The sequence below is a fragment of the Sorangiineae bacterium MSr12523 genome (genome assembly GCA_037157775.1).
GTDB lineage: Bacteria > Myxococcota_A > Polyangia > Polyangiales > Polyangiaceae > Pendulispora > Pendulispora brunnea.
The window spans coordinates 10,393,992-10,416,383 of the sequence record CP089982.1 but is presented as its reverse complement, the minus strand read 5'-3'; the positions used below and the strand labels follow the sequence as shown (position 1 = coordinate 10,416,383).

At 65.4% G+C, this 22,392-nt stretch carries 22 protein-coding genes; 9 read left to right on the top strand and 13 right to left on the bottom strand.

Going from position 1 to position 22,392, the window contains the following annotated elements; translation table 11 throughout:
* The first annotated feature begins 96 nt into the window (after positions 1-96).
* Entirely contained in the window at positions 97-660 is a 564-nt protein-coding gene (locus tag LZC95_40890) for a hypothetical protein (GenBank protein ID WXA92792.1), read from the top strand.
* Here the strand turns inward: LZC95_40890 and LZC95_40885 are convergent.
* From LZC95_40885 to LZC95_40865, 5 genes are read right to left on the bottom strand one after another with little or no spacing between them, the layout of a single operon-like run.
* Positions 649-1,014 carry a phage holin family protein gene (locus LZC95_40885; GenBank protein WXA92791.1) on the bottom strand — a complete coding sequence of 122 codons (366 nt, stop codon included), beginning with the start codon at positions 1,012-1,014 and terminating at the stop codon, positions 649-651. The genes LZC95_40890 and LZC95_40885 overlap by 12 nt on opposite strands.
* A 26-nt stretch (positions 1,015-1,040) precedes the next feature.
* On the bottom strand, positions 1,041-2,096 hold the full coding sequence (locus LZC95_40880; GenBank protein ID WXA92790.1) for an endonuclease/exonuclease/phosphatase family protein: 1,056 nt from the start codon (positions 2,094-2,096) through the stop codon (positions 1,041-1,043).
* A gap of 13 nt (positions 2,097-2,109) precedes the next feature.
* Positions 2,110-2,373, bottom strand: coding sequence for a hypothetical protein (locus LZC95_40875; GenBank protein WXA92789.1), 264 nt, complete (start codon positions 2,371-2,373; stop codon positions 2,110-2,112).
* Positions 2,370-3,494 (bottom strand): hypothetical protein, encoded by a 1,125-nt coding sequence (locus tag LZC95_40870; protein ID WXA92788.1) that lies wholly within the window; start codon positions 3,492-3,494, stop codon positions 2,370-2,372. The genes LZC95_40875 and LZC95_40870 overlap by 4 nt, the downstream gene beginning before the upstream one ends.
* Positions 3,491-4,816, bottom strand: a complete 1,326-nt coding sequence (locus tag LZC95_40865) for a hypothetical protein (protein WXA92787.1) — start codon at positions 4,814-4,816, stop codon at positions 3,491-3,493. The genes LZC95_40870 and LZC95_40865 overlap by 4 nt, the downstream gene beginning before the upstream one ends.
* Here LZC95_40865 and LZC95_40860 point away from each other — a divergent pair.
* From LZC95_40860 to LZC95_40840, 5 genes are all read left to right on the top strand, one after another.
* On the top strand, positions 4,809-5,819 hold the full coding sequence (locus LZC95_40860) for a tetraacyldisaccharide 4'-kinase (GenBank protein ID WXA92786.1): 1,011 nt from the start codon (positions 4,809-4,811) through the stop codon (positions 5,817-5,819). The two genes, LZC95_40865 and LZC95_40860, sit on opposite strands and share 8 nt — an antisense overlap.
* 104 nt (positions 5,820-5,923) lie before the next feature.
* Positions 5,924-6,826, top strand: coding sequence for a GGDEF domain-containing protein (locus LZC95_40855; protein ID WXA92785.1), 903 nt, complete (start codon positions 5,924-5,926; stop codon positions 6,824-6,826).
* Between the two features lie 26 nt (positions 6,827-6,852).
* Positions 6,853-8,133 (top strand): aspartate aminotransferase family protein, encoded by a 1,281-nt coding sequence (locus LZC95_40850; protein ID WXA92784.1) that lies wholly within the window; start codon positions 6,853-6,855, stop codon positions 8,131-8,133.
* Positions 8,133-9,221 (top strand): acyl-protein synthetase, encoded by a 1,089-nt coding sequence (locus LZC95_40845; GenBank protein WXA92783.1) that lies wholly within the window; start codon positions 8,133-8,135, stop codon positions 9,219-9,221. The genes LZC95_40850 and LZC95_40845 overlap by 1 nt, the downstream gene beginning before the upstream one ends.
* Entirely contained in the window at positions 9,218-10,210 is a 993-nt protein-coding gene (locus LZC95_40840; GenBank protein WXA92782.1) for a proline dehydrogenase, read from the top strand. Before LZC95_40845 ends, LZC95_40840 begins: the two co-directional genes overlap by 4 nt.
* Here the strand turns inward: LZC95_40840 and LZC95_40835 are convergent.
* The 5 genes from LZC95_40835 to rpmH all read right to left on the bottom strand — a co-directional run bounded on the left by LZC95_40835 (position 10,196) and on the right by rpmH (position 13,491).
* Entirely contained in the window at positions 10,196-10,786 is a 591-nt protein-coding gene (locus LZC95_40835; protein ID WXA92781.1) for a KH domain-containing protein, read from the bottom strand. The genes LZC95_40840 and LZC95_40835 overlap by 15 nt on opposite strands.
* Complete coding sequence (yidC, locus tag LZC95_40830) at positions 10,779-12,539, bottom strand: membrane protein insertase YidC (protein WXA92780.1); 1,761 nt, start codon at positions 12,537-12,539, stop codon at positions 10,779-10,781. The genes LZC95_40835 and yidC overlap by 8 nt, the downstream gene beginning before the upstream one ends.
* Positions 12,540-12,556: 17 nt before the next feature.
* Entirely contained in the window at positions 12,557-12,829 is a 273-nt protein-coding gene (gene yidD / locus LZC95_40825; protein WXA92779.1) for a membrane protein insertion efficiency factor YidD, read from the bottom strand.
* Between the two features lie 21 nt (positions 12,830-12,850).
* Complete coding sequence (gene rnpA, locus LZC95_40820; GenBank protein ID WXB00264.1) at positions 12,851-13,261, bottom strand: ribonuclease P protein component; 411 nt, start codon at positions 13,259-13,261, stop codon at positions 12,851-12,853.
* An 80-nt stretch (positions 13,262-13,341) separates the two neighbouring features.
* The gene (rpmH, locus tag LZC95_40815) at positions 13,342-13,491 is read right to left on the bottom strand and encodes a 50S ribosomal protein L34 (protein ID WXA92778.1); all 150 of its coding nucleotides are present in this window, start codon (positions 13,489-13,491) and stop codon (positions 13,342-13,344) included.
* Positions 13,492-13,720: 229 nt separating this feature from the next.
* Here rpmH and LZC95_40810 point away from each other — a divergent pair, with 229 nt between their 5' ends.
* Positions 13,721-15,511 carry an OmpA family protein gene (locus LZC95_40810; GenBank protein WXA92777.1) on the top strand — a complete coding sequence of 597 codons (1,791 nt, stop codon included), beginning with the start codon at positions 13,721-13,723 and terminating at the stop codon, positions 15,509-15,511.
* Between the two features lie 53 nt (positions 15,512-15,564).
* Complete coding sequence (locus tag LZC95_40805) at positions 15,565-15,918, top strand: hypothetical protein (GenBank protein WXA92776.1); 354 nt, start codon at positions 15,565-15,567, stop codon at positions 15,916-15,918.
* A gap of 363 nt (positions 15,919-16,281) precedes the next feature.
* On the opposite strand, the gene LZC95_40800 is transcribed toward LZC95_40805, so the two are convergent.
* On the bottom strand, positions 16,282-18,099 hold the full coding sequence (locus LZC95_40800; GenBank protein WXA92775.1) for a zinc-ribbon domain-containing protein: 1,818 nt from the start codon (positions 18,097-18,099) through the stop codon (positions 16,282-16,284).
* 203 nt (positions 18,100-18,302) lie between these two features.
* The gene (locus LZC95_40795) at positions 18,303-19,796 is read right to left on the bottom strand and encodes a hypothetical protein (GenBank protein WXA92774.1); all 1,494 of its coding nucleotides are present in this window, start codon (positions 19,794-19,796) and stop codon (positions 18,303-18,305) included.
* Between the two features lie 88 nt (positions 19,797-19,884).
* Here LZC95_40795 and LZC95_40790 point away from each other — a divergent pair, with 88 nt between their 5' ends.
* A complete protein-coding gene (locus tag LZC95_40790) occupies positions 19,885-21,798 on the top strand; it encodes an OmpA family protein (GenBank protein WXA92773.1) in 1,914 nt (637 codons plus the stop codon).
* Between the two features lie 116 nt (positions 21,799-21,914).
* Here the strand turns inward: LZC95_40790 and LZC95_40785 are convergent, their stop codons facing one another.
* Positions 21,915-22,382 (bottom strand): hypothetical protein, encoded by a 468-nt coding sequence (locus tag LZC95_40785; protein ID WXA92772.1) that lies wholly within the window; start codon positions 22,380-22,382, stop codon positions 21,915-21,917.
* Positions 22,383-22,392: the final 10 nt, after the last annotated feature.

Here is a 22,392-nt window from a genome sequence, read left to right as displayed (position 1 = left end):
GGGGGGGCTTGGAGTCATTCGCGATTCGCGATTCGCGATTCGCGAATTGCGAATGCCGCGTATCCTCCCCCGGAGGGGAGGGGAGGTACCTGAGCCATGGGGCTACATCTCAAGCCGCAAGATGTCGTACTTGCGCTCAAGGCCGTCGCCACGGGACGGCGCAACTGGACGCAAACGGAACTCGCTCAGGCGGTTTTCGTCAGCCCTTCCGAGTGCAACGAGGGCCTGAAGCGTCTCGCGGCGTGCCATCTCTTCGACCGCGGCGAAAATCGCATCATCCGAGCCAACCTTCTCGAGTTTCTCGTGCACGGATTGCGGTACGTGTTTCCTGCACGGCTGGGAGATTATCGATCAGGCGTGCCCACTGGATTCGCCCTGAGGGACCTCGCTGACGCTGCTGGCGTCATGGTGGCCGATGACGAAGACCGCGTCGTATGGCCATTGGCGGACGGCGAGATCGGCGCCGCTTTTGGGCGCGCCATCGAGCCGCTCTACAAGACGGTGCCGCGGGCCGCGGAGCACGATCCCGAGTTTCACGAGTACCTCGCGCTGATCGATATGGTGCGCATTGGACGGAGCCACGAAAGCCCGGCCGCGTGCAAAGAGCTCGAGATGCGGCTCATCAACGAAGAGAAGCAGCGCGCCTCTCTATTTTCGTAGCCATGCCGCAAGGATGTACTCGAGGCCCCAGTTCACCACCGTGACGAACAGTGACGCGATGGATGCGGTGATGCAGCCGGCGAACTTCACGCCGGAGAGGCTGCCCGCGATCAAGAAGAGGATGCCATTGAGAATGACGCCGCCGAGGCCCAGGGTGAGGACACTCAGGGTGATGGTGACGGGGCGCAGAAAGTGCCAAGCCACGGCATTGAGGAGCGCAACGACCAGGGCGAAGATGATCGCGGAGCCGAATCCGCGGGCGCGCATGCCCGGCATGATCTGCGCGACGATGAAGACGCTCAGGCCCGAAATCATCAGGTGGCCGAGGCTGACGAGGAGCTGATTCTGTCCCATCGGCCACCAGTGTACGCGCCCGCTCCCTACGGAATGCGAAAATCGCGCACGACCGCCATGTGTTGCATACCGGTGGCTGCGCTGTCGTCGGATTGGGCCGGGGCCACGTCGGTGAGGGGCGTGTAGACGCGCGAATCGAAGACGAGGCCGTTCGGGAAGACCTGCGCGCCCACGTGGACCTCCGTGGCCAGTGCGTTCATCTTCGGATCGGCGAGCACCCAGTCGTAGGGCTTGCTGCGCGGCGCATTCGTTTTATCGTTGCCGGCGCCGTCGACCGGATAGGGCCCCGTGATGACGAACCTCGAGCCGAGCGTGGCGAGCCAGCTCTCCTCGCGCGAGCCCGTGTTGAAGTCACCGCCCATGAGGACGTAGTCGCTCGAGGGGATGTTTTCGCCAATCAAGCCGTCCAGCGCCTTGGCCTCGTCGGCCCGCTTTCCCTCGTCGCTGGTGCCCGATCCCGCTTTGAGGTGAACGCTGATGACCCACAGATCTTTGTCACCGGGAATATCCAGCTTCGCCCATGCGAAGTCGCGGTCGGCGAGCTCCGCGTCGTCCCACTCGCCTTTCGCGAGAATCGGATATCGGCTGATGACGCCATTGGGGATCCCCAGACCGGTTTCCCGGAAGTAGGAGAAATTGGTCCCAAATGCGGTGTCGACGAACGCGCGAATCTCCTTTTCGCTATTCGCGCCAACATTGAATTCTTGAATGGTCACGATATCCGGCTTCAATCCTTTGAGGATGCGGATACCCGGCTCCAAATACGATTGCCCATTTCCGCTCGTCAGATTGGCGGCCGCGATGCGAACGACGTTGCCACCGCCGGGGCTTGCGTCCGTTCCCGTATCGCGTGCGTCCGCGCCCGCGTCATTCGGAGGGACGTTGGCATCGCCCGCGGCATCGTTTTTCCCGCCGCTGTCCGTCGGAATCTGTCCAGTGTCTACGGAAGAATCCTTCACGTCGGGCGGGAGGGTGATTCCTTCGCCCGAGCAAGCTGAAAACCCGTAGGCCAGCGTCAGTCCGAAGAGGGCGGCCAACGGCGCGCCAAGTGCCTTTTCGAGCGCAGTGCGATTCTTGGACATAAGGTCCGCAGTCTTAGCGCGTTTTGCGCCGCTGCGCGAACGTGAGCAGCAACTCCACCGTGCGGTACGTCACGTGCGCCGGAACGATGAAAAGCATGCCGAATCGCAGCAAGAACACGACGGCGCCGAGTCCGAAGACGCCAAGGTTCGGCATGTCACCGTCGAAAAATCCCTTGGTGAAACTCGTGTGCGCAAATCCCCACTGGAAAACGAAATACAGGAGCGACAGAAAAATGCTGAAACGAAAACGCCACAACACGTCCACTGTGCGCTTCATGGTGCGACGCCGTCTGCAGTCCGCGCGGTGAGCAGCGCGAGAAGGACCGCGTTGCCAATGGGGCCGAGGGCCAGAAATCGCGTGCGGCCGCCCGATGTATACGGAACGCCCGCGAGCGTGGTGGTTCGGTACAATCGTGTGAACTCGGCCGCATTTTCCGACACCCGCGCCGGCGCCAGCGCGAACACGGTGGCCGTGGGTGAGATGCCCAGCAGTACGGGAACGTCATCGTCCTCGCCGAAACCGCTGTGGCCATCTTCGTATTCACGAACGCCGCCGAAGCCCCAGAGATCCGACGCATGCCGAAGCACCGCCTCCCTGAGAAGCGCTGCGATGCCGCGATCGGCATAGCTCGCATAATAGGCGGCGAGCGCGGTTCCCGAGGCGCGGGGGAAATCCGTCCCCCGCCCATTGCGATGCTCCATGCGCTGGACGAGAAGTCCGCTGGCGGGATCGATCTGCTTCGTCCGAACCTTGTCGGTCCAGTAGGACAGCGCCTGCGTGTGCACGCGTCCCGTGGCGCGCGTGTGCCAGGCGAGGGCGCCGGCGATGGCCGCCGTATCATGCGGGTGCGCGGCGTGCGGAAACGTTTCCACCAGGCCCGAGGGCGATGCGAGCAGACGTCGTTCGAAGGCCGCGATCAGTGCATCGTGCTGCTTGGCGACATCGGCCGGAAAGGCCGGGTCGAGCGCACGGGCTACGGAAATCGCGAGCGCCGCACCCCCGAGGTAGCCATGGGCGTGCGAGCCCTCGAGCGACTTGAAGGCGTCCTCGCCGCTCCACGCTTCCGTGCCGAAGCCGCGCATCTCCGGCAGAAAGCACTTGCTCGCCGCGCGCGTGATGATCGGCACGTATTCGGCTTTTCGCTCGGGGTGCTCGAAGACCACCTGCGCCAGGCCGAGCGCGGCCATCTGGTGCGTCCAGAGCGCCATCTTGCCATTGAACTGCCGCGGATCGTCTTCCTGCTCGAAGGCCGCGACATCTGCGGCGAGCTGGGTTTGAGGTTCGGCGTCTCCGCGGAACCAGGCTTCCGCGCCGCGCCCGCACCACCACGTGGCGAACGAACGAAACGCGATCAACGCGACGACGAAGCCCGTCGCGCGGATCCACCAAGGGGTCACCGAGGCCTCCGACGCCGAACGATCACGGTGCGTGCGAGGATGGCAGCAATCGCCGCGGCGCACATCGAAAAGAAGGCCACGGGACCACTTTTTCCACTCGGCACGGAGCATCCGCCGTCGTCGGAGGATGTGGCGCCTTGCGCCCCTGCGTCGGGCCTACCCGGGCCCGCGTCGTCGACGATGCCGAGTTGATCGCGGATGGCCGGCCACTCGATGATGCAATTTGCCGTTGGTGTTGCGCTGGCGCATGCCAGCGGACCGCGCACCGTGGCGAGGTGCAGCAGCGGCGCGAAGGTCACACCGTCGTCCGTCGATGCACCGAGAATGAATCCGCTCGATTCGGTCGAGCACGCGTACAGCGTTCCCTGGAACCATGTCAGACATTGAATCTGCGCGGCCGACTTCTTCGTGAGGGCGAAGTCATCGCGTGACGCCTCGTAGAGGCCATCGGTGCCGCCGACCCACACCTTCGAGCCATCGCCCGAAAGCGCAAACCCGAGGATCGCAGGCCCGGTGCGCGCCGTGCGAAACGTCTTCCCGCCATCGTCCGTCACGAGAAGGCGGCTCGCGCTGCCCGCCGTGGTCCGCACGTACACGCGATCGGCATTCAGGGGATCGACGGCGGCGATGAAGGGCGCACCCTCGTTGAGCGTCAGCTCGATGAGCGTCTCGGAAAAGGTATGCCCGTTGTCCTTCGATGCGTAGAAGAGCCCTTCGATGGACTCTCCCTTGCGCCGAAACGCGGAGGCGTAGATGCGCGCGCCGTCGCTCGGTGCCGTGTCCACCGTCTCCGCGATGGCGTAGGTGGGCAGCCCGATACCAAGGCGGCTCCACGAGGAGCCTTCGTCCGTCGTTTCGTAGATATCGCTCGTGTAGCCCGCGCCGGCGTCGTCGAGCCTGTACGTCGACGTCAAGGCGAGGGCGCCGGCGGGGTTGCCCGGCCGCGACGTCACGTCGATGACCACTTGGCCCTTCAAACCGCCGCCGGCGAAGTTCCACGAGCATCCGAGATCTTGCGTGACGCTGAGCCCCTCGAACGTGCCCGCGAGAACGTTGTCGCCGACGATGCCAATCGCGGGATCATACTGGCCACCGTAGCCCACGGCGCGTTCGCAGACCCAGTCCCAGGTCGCGCCGCGGTCGTGTGAAAAGAGGATGCCGAAGGTGGTGCGTAGCACCAGCCGTTCCGGCGTCCTCGGGAAAACGACGAGCTGGCTCGCCGCGGGAAAGCGCCCATTGGCGTGCGCCTCTCCCGCGCCCAACGCGAGTGCCCCCACCCCGATTGCCACCCGCAGCGCCCATTTCGAAAGCACGATGCTCACGTTAGGCGGTAACGTACCGCGCGTGGAGATGGTTCGCCGTGCGTTGGCCCGATCGCTCGAGGGCGGGCGCTTCTCGGGCGTACCCGCGCGCGCTTTCGAGCGGGTGTGGCACAGGTGGTCCGCCTGCCGCGTGGCACGGCCGCTCCAGGTGCCCGACGGCATCGTCACCATCGCCATCGGCGGCACCACGCTCGGCGGCTCGGGAAAGACGCCCTTGGCCCTTGCATGTGCACGCTTCGCCGCCGAATCGCAGCGCGTCGCCCTCATTGGTCACGCTTACCGCGCGACACCCGGCACGGCGCGCATCGTTCAGCCCACCGATGACGTGCACCTCGTCGGCGACGAAGCCTTGATGTGCGCCCAGGCACTCTCGGCACCCTCCGGCGTCGATGTCATCGTGGCCCCGACGCGGCAGCAGGCCCTCGATTTCGCGGTCGCTCGTGGTGCACGCATCCTCGTGCTCGACGGTGTGCTGCAGATGGCGCCCCGCCACGCGACGTTGTCACTGCTCGCATGCGACGCCCGCGCGCCATGGGGCAGCGGCGCATGCCCGCCCTGTGGTGACCTGCGCGCGCCCAAAGACGCTCTGCTCGCCGCCTGCGATCGCGTCGTGACCCTATCGGACGACCTCGTTCGAAGCCGCGGTGCCATCGCGCCCGACGGCGCCTTGTTGTCTTATGCGGAGCTCGCGCGCATGAACCTCGGCCTGGTGACTTCCGTGGCGCGACCTGCGCGGATCCGTGAGCGACTGGAGGCTCATGGCATCGTTCCTCGCGCAGTCCTCCACGCTTCCGATCACGGTGCGCCCAGCCCTCACACCCTGGCGTCCCTTGCGGCAACGCATCGCGTCGAAGGCTGGCTCACGACGCATAAGTGTGCGATACACTTGCGCAATTCATCAGTGCTTCCATTGTACGTCATGGAGCATGACGTGCATCTTGATACCACCCTTCGCTGTGTTCTGCGCGACGCGATCGGGCCTGAAAAGACGCGGGAAATGTAGCGCGGCCTTGACCGCGCCCGACGCGCACCATAGTCTCCAAGGACGAATTCCAGGCTTTTTTACCGCCTTGCCACGATCATGGCTGAGTTCCTCTCGGTGCACGCGTGAGCGACTCGGACGAGAAAACGCGCGTCACCACGATCGTTCAGAAGACCCTCGGGGACGAACCACGTCCACGCGGCAACGATTGCTTGGTGGTGATCTACACCAAGGAGCCGACGCTTCTCGGAAAGCGGTTCGTCCTTGAGGGCAGTCCGTTCAAGATTGGACGGGGCGCCGAGAATCACATCGTGCTCGAAGGTGATTCCGTGTCGCGCAGGCACGTGCACTTCGAACAGCGTGGCGCGATCTGGTACGCCGTCGACGACAACTCGACGAACGGCACCTACGTGAACGACGACCAGATCACACGCGACATCGCGTTGGCGAACGGCGACCGCATCAAGGTCGGGCCGACTATCTTCAAGTACCTCTCCGGCGCCGACGTCGAGGCGCAGTACCACGAAGAGATCTACCGCATGACCATCATCGACGGGCTGACGCAGGCGCACGTGAAGCGCTACCTGCTCGAGGCCCTCGAGAAGGAGATCATCCGGGCGCGCCGCCACACGCGCGAGCTCTCGTTCTTGATGTTCGACGTCGACCACTTCAAAAAGATCAACGACTTCCACGGCCACCTCGCGGGCGATTTCGTGCTGAAGGAGCTCGCGCGCATCGTGCAGGGCCGCATTCGCCGCGATGAAGTGTTCGCGCGTTACGGCGGCGAAGAGTTTGCCATCATCCTGCCGGAGACCAACCTCGAGGGGGCGCGCTCGCTCGCCGAGGGGCTGCGCGAAAAGATCGAGCAGTCGCGGTTCGTGTTCCAGAACGAACTCATCCGAGTGACGGTCTCCATCGGCGTCTCGCAGCTGCGCGAGGAAGATCGCACGAGCATGGATCTCATCAAGCACGCCGACGAACGCCTGCTCGAGGCCAAGCGTGGCGGTCGAAATCGTGTCGTGGGCTGAACGCCGGTGCTAACACGTGCAGCGCCGTGACGAACGCACGTCTTCCTGAGATTGTCACCCCACCGCCCGGGCCGAAATCGCGTGACTTGGCCGCGCGCCTTGCCGCCGTCGAATGCCCGGCGTTCGACGCCCGCCGCGAGGCTCGCGCCGCGTTGAGCGAGGCCTCGCATGCCCCCATCGTGTACGCGCGCGGGCAGGGGCCCAACGTGTTCGACGTCGACGGCAATCGCTACGTCGATCTGGTGGCCGGCTTCGGCGCCCTCATTTTCGGGCACGCCCCCGAGGCCATCGTGCGCGCCGTGAACGCGCAGACGTCGGAGCTCGCGTTGGCTCTGGGCGACGTGTACGCGGCCGAGGCCAAAGTGCATCTGTGCGAGCGGCTGGCCGCGCTGTTCCCCGAGCCGGGGGCACGCGTGATGCTGGGCCTCTCGGGCGCCGACGCCGTGACCGCCGCGTTGAAGACGGCGCAGCTCGCGACGGGGCGTTCCAAGGTGGTCGCCTTCGTCGGTGGTTACCACGGCCTGTCGCACGGCCCCCTGGCGGCCTGCGGGCTTGCGCCTTCGTTTCGCGCGCCGTTCGCCGGGCAGGTGGGCGACTTCGTGACCTTCCGGCCCTACGATGCATGCGATCTGCATCTATCCGAGGACGTGGCCGCCGTCGTGGTGGAGCCGCTGCTCGGGCGGGGAGGGTGCGTGGTGCCACCGCCGGGCATGCTCCGTGAGCTTCGTGCGCAGTGCGACGCGGCGGGCGCATTGCTCATTGCCGACGAGGTATGGACCGGCATGGGGCGCGCGGGGAGCATGCTCGCCTCGCTGGACGAAGGCGTCGTTCCCGATCTGGTGTGCCTCGGCAAGGGACTTGGCGCGGGCTTTCCCGTGTCCGCGCTCATCGGGCGCGCGCAGGCGATGCAGGCCTGGGGCGCGCACGGCGGGACGACGATCCACACCGGCACGCACTTCGGGTCGCCCCCCGCGTGCGCGGCGGCATTGGCGGTGCTCGATACCTTGCAGACTACGGACATCGTCCAACGAGCGCGACGCACCGGTGATGCGTGGCGCGCCAAGTTGGAGCGCATCGCAGGCGTGACCGTGCGCGGGCGTGGCCTCATGGTCGGGCTCGCGCTGGAGGGAGGCGCGGCGCGTGCGCTCGCCGTGTCGCGTGCGCTGCTCGCGCGGGGCTACATCGTTTTGACGGGCGGGGTGACGGGCGACACGCTGACCTTGACGCCGCCGTTCGACATCGAACAGGAGCTGCTCGATGCGTTCGACACCGCGCTCGTCGAGGTGCTTCGAAAGGGGACCACGTGATGGACGCACGACGCAACGAGAGCGAAGCCCTGCACGAGCGCGCACGCGCCTTCGTGCGGGCGTTCGACGAGGGAAACCCGATGCCGGAGCCGTTCGATGCTCTGGCGAGCGATCTCGCACGCTTTCAAGCGCGGTACGTGCCGGGGTACGCGAAGTTGCTCGCGGCCCGAGGGCTCGATGCGTCGCGTTTTGCCAGGGCAGGTGACGCGCCTGCGGTACCGACGGACGCCTTCAAGGTGGCGCGCGTGAGTGCATTTCCAGAGCAGGACACGCCCATCACGTTCCGCACGAGTGGAACCACCGTGGGCGCACGCGGATCGCATCCCTTTCGCGATGCGGGCACGTACGAGCGTGCCGCAGTGGCCTTCGCGCGGCGCACCCTTTTGCAAGGCTTCCCCGAGCGCGTGCACGTTCTCGTGCTCGGACCCTCGGCGAAGGATCTCCCGGATTCCTCGCTGTCGCACATGAACGACGCGTTCGTGCACGCCTTCGGCTTGCCCCACGACGGCGACGTCTTCTTCCTGCGTGACGATATCCTCGATCTCGCAGCGCTGGACGAAACGGTGGCGCGCATCCTCGTCACCAGCGACGCGCCGGTGCTCTTGCTGGCCACGGCGTTTGCCTGCGCGTACCTGCTGGACGGGCTTGGCGATGCGGACTTCCGCCTTCCCAAGGGAAGCCGCGTGATGCAGACCGGCGGCTTCAAGGGAAAAAGCCGCGAGATCGAGCCCCACGACTTGCGGCGCGAGCTCGCGCGCGTCTTTCACATCGCCGAGGACGACATCCGGGGCGAGTACGGCATGACCGAGCTGTCGAGCCAATTCTACGAGGAGCGCGGTGGCGGTCCTTACCTCGAGCCTCCGTGGGCGCGCGTCGTTCCCGTCGATCCGGTGACCCTCGAGCCGGTGCCCCAAGGCGCCGAGGGCATCGCCCGCATCGAGGACCTGATGAACGTCGACAGCGCCTTCGCCGTTCTCGCGGCCGATCGCGTGCGCCGTGTGTCGGGCGGTTTCGAGCTGCTCGGGCGCACGCCCGGCGCTCCGCCGCGTGGCTGCTCGCTCACCGTCGAAGAGATCCTCGGCTCGTGAGCCGCGTCGCCGACCTTCGCCGCATCCTCGATGCCGCGCGCGCGTTGGTCGAGCACCGCGGTGCGCTCATCCCCGAGCTGGTGAAAAGCACCGGACTCTCACCCGAGGGGGTCGAGCATGCCCTTTTGCACCACCTCGAGACGGACGCCACGGACGACGACCTTCGCACCGTCCTGGGCGGCACCGTCGAAGCGACCCACGTCCACGTCATCCTTTCGGCCAACGTATTCGTCGCCGCGCTGCGTGCCATCGTGTTGGCCCGCGCCGCCGCCCCGACGGTCACTGTGCGCCCCTCGTCGCGCGATCCGGCCTTTGCCACCGCCTTGGTTCGCGAGCTCGCCGACCCAGCGATCACCTTGGCCGAGAAGGGCGGGGAAGGCGAAATCCACGTCTACGGCCGCGACGAAACCATCGCCAACGTACGCGCCTCCGCACCCCGCGGAACCCTCGTCCGCGGTCACGGTGCCGGCATGGGCATCGCGATCGTCACCGAATCCGCCGATCTCGTGCAAGCCGCTGACGCGCTCGCGGACGACGTCATCGCGTTCGATCAGCGTGGCTGCCTCAGCCCCCGCATCGCCTTCGCCGCCGACAACTCGTTCGCCGAGAAACTTCACGCGGCCCTCACCGCGCGCGAAAGCACCATCCGCCGCGGCGAGCTCACGCCGTCGGAATGCGCCGATGCAAGCCGCTATGCGGACACCGTGCGCTTCGCCGGCGACTTGTACGAAGGGAAGGCCCATCTCGTCGGCGTGACCGATACCTTGCTCGTCCCCCCGCCGGGTCGCCACCTGCACATCATGCCCCTCGAGGCACTTCCCACGGTTCTCGCGTCGCTTGCGCGCAGCATCGTCGCCGTCGGCCTCTCCGATCCGGCGCACGCCCTCGTGCCGTCACTGCCAGGGCACGCGCGCATCTCGGCGCTCGGCCGCATGCAGCGCCCCCCGCTCGACGGCCCCGTGGATCGACGCCCTTCAGCGCGGACGTGACGGACGCGCCCGCGGCACCGCCGCGGCGATGTTCGTCGACGGCAGCGAGGCCGGGATGATCTGCACCCGACGGTCCGGCCCTTCGCCGTTGCTCTCCGTGCGAACGCCGGACACGTCCTTGAGGGCCATGTGCACGATGCGCCGATCGCGCGCGCTCATCGGGTCGAAGGTGATGATCTTTCCTTCGGCGGCCACCCGCTCCCCGAGGCGCCGCGCCATCTGCGCGAGCTGGTCCTCGTGGCGCGCGCGGTAGCCTTCGGCGTCGACCGCGACATGCTTGCGCGGCTCGCCCGGCCGGTGCACGACGCGGGTCGTCAAATATTGAATCGCCTCGAGAACGGCGCCGCGCTTGCCGATGACGCGCCCGGCGTCGGGGCCTTCGATCTCGAGCCGGATCTCGTCTGCCGAGCCCTCGCCGTCGTCCGGTGCAAGGTTTACCTCGGCGTTCATGAGCATCTTTTCCATCAAGGTGCGCACGAAGTTCAGCGCGCGGGACGCCTGCGGATCATCCACGCCGTTTTCCACGCCATTCACGTTGGCTTCACCAGGGGACGACACGTTCGAAACATCAGACACGGGCTTTTCCCTTTCGCAGGTTGCTTCCAGCCTCATTGGAAGCTTCTCGAACCTCGATATCGTTCTTTCCCTTGGGCGTCGACCGCGGGGCAATCTGCTCGATGAGCAGCTGCTGGCCGATACCGAGCACGCTGTTGGTCAGCATGTAGACCCCGAGCGCGGCAGGCAAGAACAACATCATGACGGTGAAAACACCCGGGAGCAGGTAAGTCATCATCTTCTGCTGCATCGGGTCCATCCCTTGCTGGGGCACGATCTTTTGCTGAACGATCATGAATGCACCCAACACGATGGGCAGGACGAAGAATTTATCGGGCGCCGATAGGTCCGTAAACCACAGAAATCGCGTGTGGTACATCTCCACCGCGGTTTGCAAGGTGGTGTACATCGCGAACCAAATGGGCATCTGAACGAGCTGCGGCAGGCATCCGCCGAAGGGATTCACGCCGTTCTTCTTCCAAAGCTCCATCATGGCCATGTTCTTGGCCTGCGGATCGCCGGCGAACTTCTCGTTCAGCGCGTCGACCTCGGGCTTCAAGCGGCGCATGGCCAAGCTCGATTTGATGGACTTCCACGTGAGCGGGAAGAGCAGGGTGCGCAGGCACAGCGTCATCACGATGATGGCGAGGCCCCAGTTCCCGGTGATCTTGTTGCGGAAGAAGAGCAGAACGTCGACCAGGACCTTCGCGACGATGGAGAAGAACCCGAGGTTGATCAGGTCCCCGAGGCCTTTGTTGCCGCCCGCGGCCTGGGCGAGCACGTTGCGCTCTTTGGGGCCACCGAAGGCCGTAACGCGGTAGGTGGTGCTCTCGCCCGGGCCGAGCTCCTTGGCGTTGTAATTCAGGTTCGCGTGGTAAACGGCGGCTGCGTCGTCATCATCGCGATTCTGCCCGACCGAGTACCAGTCTTCGGCGAGGATCTCACAGGTGGCAGGCGCTGCGGGCACCAGGGCCTGCGCGAAGTACGTGTTCGAGATCGCGGCGTAGCGATCCACGGGCTCTCGGAAGGGGCCCTGTTTGAAGTCGTCGCGGTTCTTGCGCTCGACCTTGTTGCCGTTCGCGCACTCCAGATCCGTCATGAACGGGGAGACGCGGCCGAGGCTGCCCTTCACTTCTTTGTTGCGGCGGAAGGCAAAGGCCTGAATCGAGAAGCGGTGCGATTTCTTCGTGTCGGCGAGGTTGGTGACCGTGGTCTCCACCTCCAGCTCGAACGGCCGCGCGCCCGCGGTCACCGTCTTGACGATCTTCACCGTCTCGTCGGCGTAGGTGAACTTGCAGTCCTTGTTCTCCGAGGCGGCCGGTTCCAGCTTCCAATTGAAGCGGTCGTACTTCACCTGGTCGTTCGCGCCCTCGGCACGAAACATCGTGCGCAGCGAGCGCCATCGCTCGATGTCCGGCGTCGTCGAGAGATCCCGCGCCTCGCTGCCGGCGTACTGCGGATCGGTGAGCAGGTAGTGCGTGACGCCCGCACCGCGCGAGGACAGCGTGACCTCGAACCGGTTTCCCTTGATGGTGCAAAGGTCACCCGGGGGCGGCTGGTTCGGCACCGGCGGTAGATTGGGATCCCGATCGCTCGGCATCGCCGGAGGGTCGATCACGTCGCCCACGAAATCGGGCGCGTTGACGTAGTTTTCGGCCAGCCCCGGCTGCGGGGCGTGGTTGGACTTGCCAGTGAGGGCAGGTATGCCCCACTGCCAGATCAAAATGGCCCCGATCGCGATGATCGCCCAGCGCAAAACCGTGTTCTTGTCCATTCGCTACTTCGAACTTTTCAGCCGATCCCCGTGGTTTTCATGACGTTTTCGATCGGCGGAGCAGCCGAACTAGCCGAGCGAGGCGGGAGGTCGATACCTCCCGGGTGAAACGGGTGGCACTTACACAGCCGCCTTAGCGAAAGCAAGCCGCCTTTCCATACCCCATGGCCTTCGAGGCAGGCCACCGCGTAACGCGAACACGACGGTTCGAAGCGGCAGACGTTGCCGAGGAGGGGGGAAATGAGGCGCTGGTAAAGCCGGATCAGCGCTATGACGACGTGCAGAACCATGACACTCGGTAGTGGCCGCTTTTAGCTTCGCTGACCTGGTGGCGAAAGATGACCCTTGTTCGATGCTTTGGCCAGCGCTTGTAACGAGCGCTTGCGGATCACCGGTCGCAATTTCTCCCATTCGGCGAGCGCGTCCGTCATGGAAAGCTTTTCGGCCCCTGCACGCGCGATCACCACGACGTCCGTTCCGGCCGCAACCCAGCGTTCATCCTGGGCAAGACGCCGGAAGCACTCTCGACAGATGCGCTTGATGCGGTTACGGACCACGGCGCCGCCCAATTTACGGGTGACGATGAGGCCCAAACGCGCAAGCGCGGGCGAGGGAACATCGTTCGGCGGGCGCGACGAAGCGCGCCCGTCGGGTGATGGGGCTATGAGAAAATAGTAATGCCGGCTGGAGACGCGTTCGCTCCCGGAGGTTGCCGATTGAATGCGAACATAGTCGGCATGACGCCGGACTCGTCGCTCGGGGCGGAAGCAGAAAGACGCTTTCGTGGCAGGACTACTTTTTGTTACTTCTTGTAGATGCTGACAGCGAGACGCTTGCGACCCTTACGACGACGGTTCGCGAGCACTTGCTGCCCTCCACGCGTAGCCATGCGGGCGCGAAACCCGTGCGTCCGAATGCGGCGGAGGTTGTGCGGCTGGTAAGTGCGTTTCATGACGGGGCGCGAAAGAAAGCATCCATGTGTGCAGCGGTCAAGCGCCATGCCGACATCGGCAGCGATTTTTGACGCTTCACGTGGCGCTTGATTCTCCGTACCATCGGGGCGTCCTGGAGGCGGCTCTTTGACGAGAGACGCCGTCATATCGGAAATCACGCGTCGTTGTGAGCATCCGTGAGCAGCAGGTTAGTCCTCCCTCCCGCTCCTTCTCCTAGCTGACGGAACCATGACCCAACAATTTTCCTCCGATGGCGTCGGACCAGTCCGCCGCGCCATCGCCCGCCGACTGGGCGTGACCCTGGGCGCGACCGCGCTTTTCGCGTCTGCGATGCTGAGCAGCACGCGAGCGGAAGCTCAACAAGCAACCTTCCACCTGGATCGTCTGGAGGTGCCTGGGGCACCGGAGGACGGCGCCGTGCTCTTTCGGCCGGTCACCCAGCCAAAGCCGATTTTCTTCGGCCAATTGGCCTTGGGTTACTCGCTCCGACCGTTGCACACGAGCAATGTGACGAACGACCGCAACACACTGAGTCGTTCCTCCACGGCGGTCATCGACAACCAGTTCACGACGTACGCGACGCTGGGTTTCCAGTTCCTCAATCGATTCACCATCGCGGCGACGCTGCCGGTCACGCTCATTCAAGATGGGCAGAATCCGACGTACTCCTCGAGTGCTGCGGGCGCGACCAACGTCACCACCGGCGGTCCGTCGGTGGGCGATACACGCATCGACCTGCGCGCGGTGGTGTTGCGAACCGGCAATGAGAAGGGCGCTCTCGGAGCGAGCTTTAGCCTGTTCGCGCCGAGCGGAAACAACTCGCGCTTCGGTGGCGACGGAAGCACGTCGGCCTTGGTGGGGATTCAGGCCGAGTACGATTTCAACTTGTTCGTGCTGACCGCGAACACCGGCGTGCACTTCCGCCCGCGCAACTCGATCAACAACCCCGTGAACGACCAGGGGTTGGGTATCGGCAACGAGTGGCGTTGGGCCGTCGGCGGCTTCGTGCCCATCAAGGGCGGGAAATTCCGGATCGGCGCGAGCGTCTTCGGCCAGACGGGCATCAGCGACACGAGCATCATCGGCGATACCGTCTTCAAGAAGCGCAACACGCCCATCGAGTGGAACGTCGAGGGGCGCATGAAGTTCGGCCCCAAGGATCGCTGGTGGGTCGGCCTGGGTGGCGGCACGTTGATCGCCAACGGCTACGGCGCGCCGGATTTGCGCGTCATGGGGTTGATTGGCGCGTACCTGCCCATCTCCGATTCGGACGCGAATTCGCCGGATCGCAAGGCCGCGTTGCACGAGAAGTGGCGCCGTGAGGCCGCGGGTGACGCGGACAAGGACGGCATTCCGGACGACATCGATGCGTGCCCGAACGAGCCCGAAGATCACCAGGGCGCGGACCCGAACGATGGCTGCCCGCTGCCGCCCGATCGCGACGGCGACGGCATTCCGGACCAGTACGACCGCTGCCCCGATCAGCCGGAGGACAAGGACGGCATCGAGGACGGCGACGGCTGCCCCGAGGACGACGCCGACAAGGATGGCGTGCCCGACGTGACCGACGCTTGCCCCGACGTTCCTGGCAAGCCTTCGCCCGACCCGAAGGTGAACGGCTGCCCGCAGTTCATCAAGAAGGAAGGCTCGGTGGTGCGCGTGCTGCAGCAGGTGCACTTCGCGTTCGGCTCGTCGAAGATCCTGCCGGACAGCTTCCCGATGCTTCAAGAGATTGCCGACCTGCTCAAGTCGAGCCCGGCCATCAAGAAGATGTCGATCGAAGGCCACACCGACAACAAGGGCGGTGCGGACTTGAACAAGAAGCTCTCGCAGAGCCGCGCCGATTCGGTCATGAAGTGGCTGACCGAGCACGGCATCGAGCAGCCGCGTCTCGAGGCGCACGGCTACGGTCTGGAGCGCCCCATCGAGGACAACGCCACCGAGAAGGGCCGCGCTGCAAACCGCCGCGTCGAGTTCAAGATCACCGAGGAAGAGGACCCGAACAAGATCAAGAAGTAGATTCTCTGCCGAGAATTGGGCTTGGGGCCGGAGGTGCTTTTACCCTCCGGCCCATGATCGATCGACGCTCCAAGCGAAGCACCCAGAAGAACGAAGCCTTTCAGTACCTGCTCGAGGCGGTCGCCGATCGCAGCGAGGTGGAAGCGGTGGCCCTGGTCGACACGCGCGGCAACATCGTCGCCGGAACCGGGCTACCGCACGATCTCGCGGGCATCGCCCGTGTCGCAGGCCCCGTCGCCCGCGGCGAAGAATGTGTCGAGTTCGACATCGTCACCGCCACGAGCGACCTTTTCCTCCGCACCGTCCCAGCCGGCGACGAGTCGCTGTACCTGGTCGCGCTAGGTTCGCGCGTGAGAAAGATGAACGACGCCGCCAACGCCATCACGCGCATCGCGGTGGGCGCGTAAGTCTGCGAGGACGCTTCCCTCAGAAGAGGGAAACCGCCAGGACGCCAGGGTCGCCAGGGTCGCCAACGGAAACGGCCCTGGCTTTTGATTTTTGTTTCCGCGGTTCACGCGGGGCGAGATGAAAACAAAGAAAAGCCGACCACCCCTGGCGACCCTGGCGTCCTGGCGGTTCCTTCTTCTTTGGGTCCTAGGCCCGCCGGGCGTCGAGGGCCGCGCGGCGGCGGCGTTCGCCGCGGTAGCCTAGGGCGATGCCGAGGCGCAGGCCTAGCAGGAAGCCAAGAACGGTGCAGAGGGCTGCAGTGAGCACGGGACGGGATCTAGCACCGAGGCGCTAGCCCGTCCCGTTGTCGTGTCGTGCGGGGCTCAGTTCAGCGAGAACGTCTTGCCCACCGTGACGGGGGCGCCGCCGAACGGCGGGACGTGGGCGCTGCGGAACTTCGAGGCGATGCAGCCACCCACCGCGGTGCCGGTGAAGGGCGGTTGATCGACGTCGACGACACTCACGGTGCCGCTCGGTTGGAACGTCACCTTGACGTGACCGCTACCCGTGGGCCCGTCGGACTTCTTGCAGCTCGAGATGTTCACGTTGCCGAGCGAAGCGGCGGCCTCTGCGCGGTTGAACGGCGCGGTGCTGGCAGCAGCCTGCGAGGGCGCGGACTCCTCCGCGTGACCGCCGACGGCCTTCTGCATGGCGCCAGCGAGATCCGCCGGCCCTTCCTTCTTCGCGACGGGGGCCGGAGCCGCCGTACCCTCTTCGCCACCGCCCGTGCTGGCGGTACTTCCGCCGCCACCACCCGCCGAACCCTTCACGCGCGAGCCGCCACCGGTGCCCTTCGTTCCGGCTCCCGGCGTGATCTCTTTCGCGCCCGAGGCGGTGGGCGAGGACGCCGGATCGGCCGCTGCCACCGTGGGCGTCGGCGCCGGCGCGGGCACGGCCGATGCGCTCACCGTGGCGGTGGGCTCGGACGGCTTGGCCTCTTCCTTCACCGACGGACGCGTCACGATGACCGCGACGATGACCGCGGTGCAGACCAGCAACGTGCCCACGATGATGGCGATGAGCAGCGTGCGATTCTGCCCGCCGCCCATGGAGACCGGCGACGACAGATCGCCGAAATCCTGCGGAGGCGGTGCAAGCACGGGTGCCGCGAGCGCGGCGCTGAAGGCACCGCCACCGCCGAGGTTCATGATGTCGTCGACGTGGCGTCCGCCCTTCGCTCCGCCCTCGCTCTCGGTGGAGCTGGTCGACGACGCGAGCGCGCGGATGTCGATGAGCCCCGAGCCGTCGGAGACCGACGACGACGAGGACGACGGCGACGAAGTGGACGACCCCCTGGGCTTGTCCGCCGGACCCGACGTCTGCGTGAGCGCGCCCAAGGAAAAGAGCACGCTGTTCTCGTTGCGCTGGCCCGTGAGCTTGCTGCCGTCGTTCGAAACCGGCGCGGCGCTCGTCATCACGTCCTCTTCGCCACCGGCTTGCGAGACGCCGCCGAACAGGTCCGCCTGATTCCCGCGCCCGCCCGTTCGCCTTGCGGCGGCGCTGGTGCCTGCGGCTGCAAGCGGGGATGCGGTGCTGCTTGCCGCCGCCAGCGGATTCGAATCGAACAGCCCTCCGCTGCTGCCGTTGCCATTCGCCCGGGGGCTGCTGGCGCCGCCGAAGAGCGAATCGCCCCCGCCGAAACCTCCTCCCAAGCCGAGCGGTGACGCAGCCGCAGGTGCGGCCGCAGCAGGCGCGGGGATCGGGTCGGCGTCGGGGCCGCTGTTCCGAAGGCTGAGCGGTGAGTACTCGCCCACTGCGGGCGACGATCCGACGGAGCACGCCGCGTAGAGCGAATCGATCTCACGCAGCGGAAGCCAATCGTTCATGCCGTCTTTCCAGCAGAACGTCTCGTCGTGGATCGTGCCGGATTTGTACTCATCGACGATCTCTTGCACGGTCATCGTGCGCTGATCGCCGTCGGCGACGTTTACGGTCCACTGATCTTGGTCAGCCGAGTACCCTGGATCGCTCACGGTTCCACCGGAAGCAGCTCCTCCGCTCGACGCGGTGGCCTCCGGCTCGTTGCCGTTAATGACGATGGTCGCGCCGCACTTTTTGCAGCGGATCTTGACGATCTTCCCGAGGACCTTTTCGTCCGCGATGGTGTACTTGGCCTGACACGACTGGCACGAAATCTTCACGGATGCCTCCGGCCCTATACTCGGTGCAACACCATCCGGTCAGTGCACCGCCCTCTGAGTACGCACGGAGGCGTGCCCAGTAATCCGTGGGACGTTCGCTCACAGGATGATGAAGACAACTTTGAAAAGTATAGCGGGCCGCCAGAACGGCGATCAAGCAACGCGCCACAAAAGGTGGGAGACGCCTTAGCTAGGTCCCGCGCTTAATTAAGCAGTACCAAGGCCGTGCCGTCCTTGCCGCAAAATGACGCGGAGCCATCGAATCGATCCCCGCAGGTAGGACAGATCTTCCCCTTCTCTTGCGGTCGCGCCGATGCGCCCGCGACGTAGGGAAGTATCTCCTCACCTCCAGCAAGCTCGACCAATGAGGCGCCGTCTTGCGGGCAAAATGTGGAGCCGATCCCGTACTCGCGGTGGCACGTCGGGCAGACGAGGCGCTTCTCGTAGCGCTCGCGGGCGCCGGCCGCGGCCTTGGCCCGCTCGACACTTTCTTCGTGCGCCTTCATCTGTGCGGCATGGCGCGCGGCCTTCTCGCGGCGCCGCTCTTCGACCTCGCGCAGCTTCTGCTCGTGCCGTGCCTCGGCCTCGCGCTGCAGCTTGCTCGCTCGGCGTGCGCGCCTCCATCCAAATATGGCCACGAGGCCCAGCACCGCGGCCAAGGTGCCAACCACCGCGATGAAAATGTTCCGGCGCCGAACCGCATTGCCAACTGCGGTGGCTTCGTGCCCACCGAGCGCACCTTGCGCGATGATGGCCACCGATGCTTCCTCGTTCTCGCCCGATGCGTTGAGGCCGGACTGCGCGAGCAGCGCCTCGTAGTGCGCCGACGAGCTGATCTCCACGAGGACCGTGGTGCTCTTGCCGGCGGCGCTCACCACGAGCTTCGTGATGCCTTCGGGTGCGTCCTCGGGCACGGTCACCTTGCCCGTGGGATCGACGACCAAGTGCGATCCTTCGCCTTCGACGTTCCATGTCACCGGCGTTGGCGTTGCACATCCTTTGGCGTCCGAGACCACCGCGTGAAAGAGGAAGCTTTCCCCCGTGCGCAAAAGTTTACGAGAGGGGCGCACCTCGAGGCGCGCAGGCTCGCCCGGGTTGGTGCAGGCGCGGCTCGTGGGCTCGGGCGCGTGCGTGGGTTCGGCTGTCTTCGGGGCCGCAGGAGGCGCCGAGGTCGCGGGCGTTGCGACCACCTTCTCGAAGGTGCGCGAACGTTTCACGTCCGCCATGCACGTCCCTTCCTTGAGGGTGATCTCGTAGCGGCCCGATTCACTCACCTCGATGCGGTTGTCTCCGACGAGCGTCACGAGCGTGTTGAGCACCGCGCGCCGTGGATCGGCGGGTGGCGTCGAGCAGCGCGTGCGCCATGAGCGCCCGGAGCCATCGCGCGAGTGGGAGTCGCGCACCAAGGTAGGCATTTCCTCGTAACACTGGTTCGTACGGAACGTGCGGCCGTTTCCAACGATGCTCAATTCATCGCCTTCTTCGGTGACCGTGACGGTTTCTCCGCCACCCGTGAGGCCGGTGACTGGAGGCGGCCCGCATCCTCGTAGGAGCCACTGTTGCACCGTGTAGTCTTGCCGAAGAGGGCCTTGTCGCCATTTTCCGTCGAGAGGACCTGCAAAAGCAGGTTGCGAGAACAGGACGAATACGGCGAGGAAGCCAATCGAGAGGAAGGCGAGTCTTTCGAATCGGACCACGACGAGGGGGGAGCTTACCGCAAGACCATGGCCGGCGCTTTATTTGCCGGTTCTTTGGAAAATATGGGCATGATAGGCGCCAAGGCGAATGAAAGCTCACTACCGAAGCTTCGTGGCGCTCGCCTGTGCGAGCGCGGTGACCTTGTTCGGCAGTACGGCGGGAGCGCAAATCGCAAACGGAAACGGTGACGGTTTCGATACCCACCTGTTTCGTCCTGCGATGGACTCGAAAGGGTTCTTCTCCGTCAACGGCACGGACATCCTTGGAAAGAACGACATCAGCTTGGGCCTCGTCATCGACTACGGCCGCACGCTGCTTCGCGTTCCGGACAACGGTGCGGGTAGCCCGCAACTCATCGAGCACTCGTTTCAAGGCACGGCGATGTTCAACTACGGCATCGCCAACCTGCTCGCCGTCGGCCTGACGGTGCCGGTGAACTTGATGGCCGGCGACGATCGCGGCGGTCCAGGTGGCGCGCCTTCGGTGGGGGGCTGGGCGAACAACAAGCTCGATTCACAGACCCTCGGATACTTGGGCTTGCACGCGAAGTTGCGCATCACGCGCGTGGATCGCGGGCCCGGGCTCGCACTCGGCGTTACCGCGGGCGTGCCCGTGACGGATGCACCGAAGAACGCCGGTGCCGATCCCACGGCATGGGTGTGGCCGCAGGTCTTTTTCGAGCATCGCCTGGGCGCTTCGCAGCGCTTCAAGTTCGGTTTGAACGGCGGTATCCGCGTCCACGGCGCGAGCGACACCACCATCGAGCTGCGCGACGGCACGTTCAAGGACGGCAATCGCCTCACCTACGGCGCTGCGATCGCGTACCGCATTCTGGATCCCGTCGACATCATCGCGGAGACGTATGCGACGTACCTGCTCTCGGGCGATGCCGCGGACAAGGTGAAGCCGTCGAACGAGGTCGTCGGCGGACTGAAGATTTTCGTCGAGCGCAACTCGTACCTGATGTTCGGCGCCGGCCCCCGCTACACGAACGGCTTCGAGGCGGCGAACATCCGCGGCTTCATCGGTTTCGTCTTCGAGCCGTCGATTGGCGATCGCGATGGCGACGGCATCAAGGATGACATCGATCAGTGCCCGGACGATCCGGAAGATCATGACGGCTTCAAAGACGAAGACGGCTGCCCCGATCCGGACAACGACGAAGACGGCATCCCGGACAAGGACGACCGCTGCCCGAACGAGCCCGAAGATCGCGACGGCGATCAGGACGACGACGGTTGCCCCGAGGGCAACACGGGCGACCGCGACGGCGACGGCATTCCCGACAACGTCGACAAGTGCCCGGACCAGCCCGAGGACAAGGACGGCTTCCAGGACCAGGACGGCTGCCCCGATCCGGACAACGACTTGGACGGCATCCCCGACAAGATGGATCAGTGCCCGAACGATCCCGAGGACAAGGACGGCTTCGAAGACGAAGACGGCTGCCCGGATCCGGACAACGACAAGGATGGCATCCCCGACAAGGTCGACAAGTGCCCGAACCAGCCGGAGACCTTCAACGGCTTCGAGGACGAAGACGGCTGCCCCGACAAGGGACAGGTGGTCATCCAGGACAACAACATCGTGATCTTGCAGAAGATCAAGTTCAAGACGGGGTCGGCGCAGATCCTCCCCGAATCGAACGGCATCCTCGACGCGGTGGCGGCCACCATCGTGCACCATCCCGAGTTCACCTTGATGGAGGTCGCCGGCCATGCCGACGAGCGCGCGAGCGATCAGTTCAACTTGAACCTCACGCAGCAGCGCGTGAACTCGGTCATGGCGGCCCTGGTGCAGCGCGGGATCGACAAGTCACGCTTGCGCGCCAAGGGCTACGGTGAGTACTGCCCCGAGGATCCCGGTCACAACGAGGAGGCGTGGGAGAAGAACCGCCGCGTCGACTTCAAGATCGTGAAGACGAAGGACGGGCCCACCGGCGTTCAGCTGGGTTGCCCGAACGCCATCGCCAAAGGTGTGAAGCCCGACCCAATTCCCTGAAATCCTATCTTTCCCGTACACGTACACGTTCCCGTTCCCCTTCCCGATCTTCTTCTCGGGCTTTCGGGATCGTGTACGGGAACGGGAACGGGAACGTGTACGGGGGGCGAGAGTCGCTATTCGGCAGCTTGCGATGCCGGCTCCTCCGTCTCGTTTGCCTCGTTTGCCGCGGCCTCCGCCTTTTTCGGACGGCCGCGGCGCGGTTTTGTGACCTCGGCTTCGCCCTCGGCCTTCGGCGCGCCCTCGGGGGAGGCGGGGGCGTCTTCGACCTTCGGCGCCGCACGCTTTGCGAGCTTCGGCAGCGCGATGGCATCGAGACGGGCGCGGAGCGGCTCGTTCGTCTCGGCGTAAATGCGCGCGTAGGCGAGGGCGCGCTGCGCCTGCAAGATCATCGCCTCCTGCCGCTCGGTGAGCTTGGCCTTCGCCGCATCCACCGCAGCCTGCGCGGTGATGACGTTGTGCGACGCCGCCTCGACCTCGGCGGCGAGATCCGCGAGGCCTTTGGCGTCCATGTCGCCAAAGCGGACGTCGGCGAGCTCGTTGTTGAAGATCTCGAGAAGGGATTGCACGGGGAACGGTAGCATGGCCCGTTCC